General features: G+C 45.2%; 7 protein-coding genes. 5 read left to right on the top strand and 2 right to left on the bottom strand.

Going from position 1 to position 4,147, the window contains the following annotated elements:
- Nucleotides 1–175: 175 nt before the first annotated feature.
- From B3182_RS05325 to B3182_RS05345, 5 genes are all read left to right on the top strand, one after another.
- Nucleotides 176–847 (top strand): Bax inhibitor-1/YccA family protein, encoded by a 672-nt coding sequence (locus B3182_RS05325; RefSeq protein ID WP_292356904.1) that lies wholly within the window; start codon nucleotides 176–178, stop codon nucleotides 845–847.
- 69 nt (nucleotides 848–916) lie between these two features.
- Nucleotides 917–1,129: a YgaP-like transmembrane domain gene (locus B3182_RS05330; RefSeq protein WP_292356902.1), complete on the top strand. Its 213-nt coding sequence runs from the start codon at nucleotides 917–919 to the stop codon at nucleotides 1,127–1,129.
- A 15-nt stretch (nucleotides 1,130–1,144) separates the two neighbouring features.
- On the top strand, nucleotides 1,145–2,152 hold the full coding sequence (gene moaA, locus B3182_RS05335; RefSeq protein WP_292356900.1) for a GTP 3',8-cyclase MoaA: 1,008 nt from the start codon (nucleotides 1,145–1,147) through the stop codon (nucleotides 2,150–2,152).
- Nucleotides 2,145–2,975, top strand: coding sequence for a formate dehydrogenase accessory sulfurtransferase FdhD (locus B3182_RS05340; protein ID WP_292356898.1), 831 nt, complete (start codon nucleotides 2,145–2,147; stop codon nucleotides 2,973–2,975). The genes moaA and B3182_RS05340 overlap by 8 nt, the downstream gene beginning before the upstream one ends.
- Nucleotide 2,976: 1 nt before the next feature.
- Nucleotides 2,977–3,426 carry a GNAT family N-acetyltransferase gene (locus B3182_RS05345; protein WP_292356896.1) on the top strand — a complete coding sequence of 150 codons (450 nt, stop codon included), beginning with the start codon at nucleotides 2,977–2,979 and terminating at the stop codon, nucleotides 3,424–3,426.
- A 17-nt stretch (nucleotides 3,427–3,443) separates the two neighbouring features.
- On the opposite strand, the gene B3182_RS05350 is transcribed toward B3182_RS05345, so the two are convergent.
- Together B3182_RS05350 and B3182_RS05355 are read right to left on the bottom strand one after the other, a co-directional pair.
- The gene (locus B3182_RS05350) at nucleotides 3,444–3,860 is read right to left on the bottom strand and encodes a MazG nucleotide pyrophosphohydrolase domain-containing protein (RefSeq protein ID WP_292356894.1); all 417 of its coding nucleotides are present in this window, start codon (nucleotides 3,858–3,860) and stop codon (nucleotides 3,444–3,446) included.
- Nucleotides 3,860–4,147 (bottom strand): RNA-binding S4 domain-containing protein (locus tag B3182_RS05355; RefSeq protein WP_292751871.1); only part of this gene is annotated, 288 nt, incomplete at its 5' end. The genes B3182_RS05355 and B3182_RS05350, both read right to left, overlap by 1 nt.

Below are 4,147 nucleotides of genomic sequence, written 5' to 3' on the forward strand. Positions count from 1 at the left end.
CAACCGCTCTGCCATCCCTCCAAGACGCGGCATATTACTAGGAATGACTTGTTCTGACAACAGTGAAAGCAAAATTTATATAGCTATTGCCATTTAGAACTTATCCGGTAGGATGATGTCCATTGGATGAACTACCTATCATCAATACTTTACTGAGTAATGGAGAAATAAACTGATGAATTACGATACTCAATCAACAGTTGTGCGTTCGCGCGAATCTGCGCTGCAAACCAACAAGTTATTGCGTAACACCTATGTATTGCTGGCGATGACGCTTGGCTTCAGTGCGCTTACCGCTGGGGTGTCAATGGTGTTTAACCTGCCGCATCCAGGCATTATTATTACCTTGATCGGCTACTTCGGTCTGTTGTTCCTGACAGCTAAACTGCGCAACAGCGTTTGGGGTATTGCCTCTGTATTTGCGCTGACCGGTTTTATGGGCCTGACACTGGGACCAATCGTTAACGCTTACCTGGGATTACCCAATGGTCCGCAGATTGTTATGCAGGCTCTGGGCGCAACCGGGATTGTCTTTTTAGGCTTATCTGCTTACGCGATTAAATCTGAAAAAGACTTCAGCTTTATGGGTGGCTTCCTGTTTGTCGGTATCCTGGTAGCTTTCCTGGCGGGACTGGCAGCATTCTTCTTTAACATGCCTGGTCTGTCGCTGGCGGTTTCTGCAATGTTCGTGCTGTTGATGTCTGGTCTGATTCTTTATGAAACCAGCAACATCATTCACGGTGGCGAAACAAACTACATCATGGCGACTGTGACCTTGTATGTCAGTATCTACAACCTGTTTACCAGCCTGTTGCATTTAATCGGTGCCTTCTCTGGCAACGATTGATTCAGCAATCAATAAGATTGATTCATTCAAGCCCCTGCAAAGGGGCTTGTTTGTATCTGGAGCAATGCAATGAAAAAGAATCTCGGCAATATTGATAGAACGTTACGTATCATAATCGGTCTGTTTATAATAGCGATTGCATTGTATTACCAAAGTTGGTGGGCCTTGCTGGGATTGGGACTACTGATTAACGGATTAAGCGGTCGCTGTGGTGGCTATGCCTTGTTTGGCTTTTCCACTGCAAAAAATTCTTGTGACATTTCTCATAAAGAGCGTAGCTAGCGCATAATAGACACTATGACGGATAACCAAACACAATTAATCGATAACTTCGGACGGCGCGTGTCGTATGTACGGATATCGATCACTGATCGTTGTGATTTCCGTTGCGTGTATTGCATGGATGAAGAAATGACTTTCATGCCGCGCGAACAGTTGCTGACGCTGGAAGAGATTGCCTTTCTGGTAAAAGCTTTTTGTGAACTCGGGGTGGAAAAAGTCCGCATCACCGGTGGCGAACCTTTAGTACGTCGCAACGTCGATTGGTTAATAGAGCAAATTGGCGCGTTAAAGCACACCACATCGCTTAAAGAGCTGAACTTAACCACCAACGGCTCCCAGTTACCCAAGTACGCTGAAAAGCTCGCTGCAGCCGGTATGGATCGCATTAACATCAGTCTGGACTCATTGAATGCCGAACGTTTCCGTGAATTAACCCGTACTGGCGAATTAACTCAGGTACTGGACGGGATTGATGCTGCCAAACAAGCGGGCTTTAAACGCATCAAATTGAATGCGGTCATCATGAAAGGCCGTAACGATGATGAGATTGTCGATCTGGCTCAGTTTGCTATCGATAATGATCTGGATATTTCCTATATCGAAGAAATGCCATTGGGTCAGGTAACGCACAGTCGTAATGAAAGCTATTGCAGTAGTGATGAAGTGCTGGCCACATTACAAAAGCATTTTGATTTGCAAAGCAGTATTGCTAATACCGGTGGACCATCGCGTTATTATCAGGTTGCTGGCAGCAACAGCAAAATAGGCTTTATATCGCCTCACAGTCATAATTTCTGTGAAAGCTGTAATCGGGTCAGGGTGACTACGGAAGGTCGTTTACTATTATGTCTGGGGCAGGAACATTCGATGGACTTGCGCGATATTATTCGCCGCCATCCTGGTGATCTCGATAAACTCAAACAGGCCATTATCCAGTCGATGGATATCAAGCCAAAAGGCCATGACTTTAATATCAAAGAACAGCCGATTATCTTCCGTCATATGAGTGTCACCGGTGGCTAAATATCAGCCTGAAATGACCAATCAGGGCATTAACCGCCTGCATACCACTACCGTTTTAGATGAATTTGGCGAAGCCCGTGAAGTGTCATTAACCGGCGAACGGCCACTGACGATTTATCTGGATAATCGCGAGATTGTTACTTTGATGACGCTTGGTGGTCAGCCAGAGCTACTGACACTTGGTTATTTGCGCAATCAGGGATTGGTTGATGAACTCAGCCATATCAAATCCATTCAGGTGGATTGGGACGTTGATGCTGTTGCGGTGACGACCCATCAGCAGAAAAATAATCTTGATTCGCTTATGTCCCGACGAATTGCGACCAGTGGTTGCGGGCAGGGCACTATGTTTGGTCATGTCATGGATTCGTTATCTGAACTGAAACTGCAATGTCCCCAGTTCAGTGCCCAGTCTATTTATGACGTGTTGCATGCCCTGAACGAATACAACGAAATGTATAAACAGGCTGGTGCAGTACATGGTTGTGCGCTTTGCCAGGGAAATGATGTATTGAGCTTTGTTGAGGATGTTGGCCGGCATAATGCTGTCGATGCGATTTCCGGCTGGATGTGGCTCAACGATGTCAAAGGTAATGACAAGGTGTTCTATACCACCGGGCGTCTCACATCTGAGATGGTGATTAAGGTCGCACAGATGCAGGTACCTTTATTATTATCGCGCAGTGGTGTGACAGAAATGGGTCTGAGCATTGCACAGGATATTGGTATTGGCATGGTCGCTCGCGCCAAAGGTAAACATTTTCTGGTGTATACCGGCCAGGATCAGTTTCAAACCGCACAGTCATTAAGCTCTGCCGGATAATATGGAAATACTGACTGCTGTACCTTCTGATATCCCTGAGTTGTGCCGGTTACTCGACACCTTGTTTAGTCAGGAAACCGAATTTAAACCAGACGCAGAGATGCAAGCTTTAGGATTGGGAGCGATTATTGAAGGCGACGGTATCGGTGATATTCTGGTCGCAAAAGATGCCGGGCAGATTGTAGGCATGGTGAATTTGTTGTACACCATTTCGACAGCGCTGGGTAGCCGGGTGGCGATTCTGGAAGATATGGTGGTTGCACCACAAAATCGTGGCCTTGGCGTTGGGTCAGCGTTATTGAAATATGCGATTGATTTTGCCAGAGAGAAAGGCTGTAAACGCATTACCTTGTTGACCGATAACGATAATGAAGCTGCCCATCGTTTTTATGAACAACACGGTTTTATCGAATCATCCATGTTGGCATTTAGATTGTCTTTAGATGTTTAAAATCAATATATTATGAATTAATCTTCATTCTTTTTATCAGATAATTTTGCCTTATCCCATAAAGCGTCAAGCTCATCTAATGAAGCCGTTTGTAATGATTTTCCCTGTTGGATTATCTGCGTTTCAATAAATTGAAAACGGCGGAGAAATTTCTGATTACATTGCTCTATAGCTTGTTCAGGATCGACATCCAAATGCCTGGCAAGATTGGTAATAGCAAATAATAAATCGCCAATTTCTTCCTGTAGTTTCTTTGGATCGGCATCATCCAGTTCAGCAGCAACCTCATCCAGTTCTTCATGAATCTTGGCAATCACGCCATCAATATGCGGCCAGTCAAAGCCAACAGTGGCAGCCGTTTTTTGCAATTCAACAGCATAACGTAATGCGGGAAGCTGTTTGTCAGCAGCATTAAGCAGTGAAGTCTTATCCATTAGTCGCCCCGGGTGAATTTAATAATATGGCGACGATCCCGTTTACTGGGGCGGCCTTTTTGATCACGGAAACCTAACGGCTCATTTTTGATTTGTTCACGTAACAGTTCACGTTTATCCCGACTTTCAGCTGTTTCCTGATAAAGCAATTGGGCTTCACTGGCCGGTCGACGTTGTTTTTGCAGGCCTAAGACATCAATGACGTATTCATACGGTGGTTGCGAAATGGTTAATTGATCGCCTGGACGGATGGTTCGGCTGGGTTTAGCTCGGTGGCCATTTGCATG

Origin of the sequence: Methylophaga sp. UBA4204 (assembly GCF_002379485.1) — a bacterium.
GTDB lineage: Bacteria > Pseudomonadota > Gammaproteobacteria > Nitrosococcales > Methylophagaceae > Methylophaga.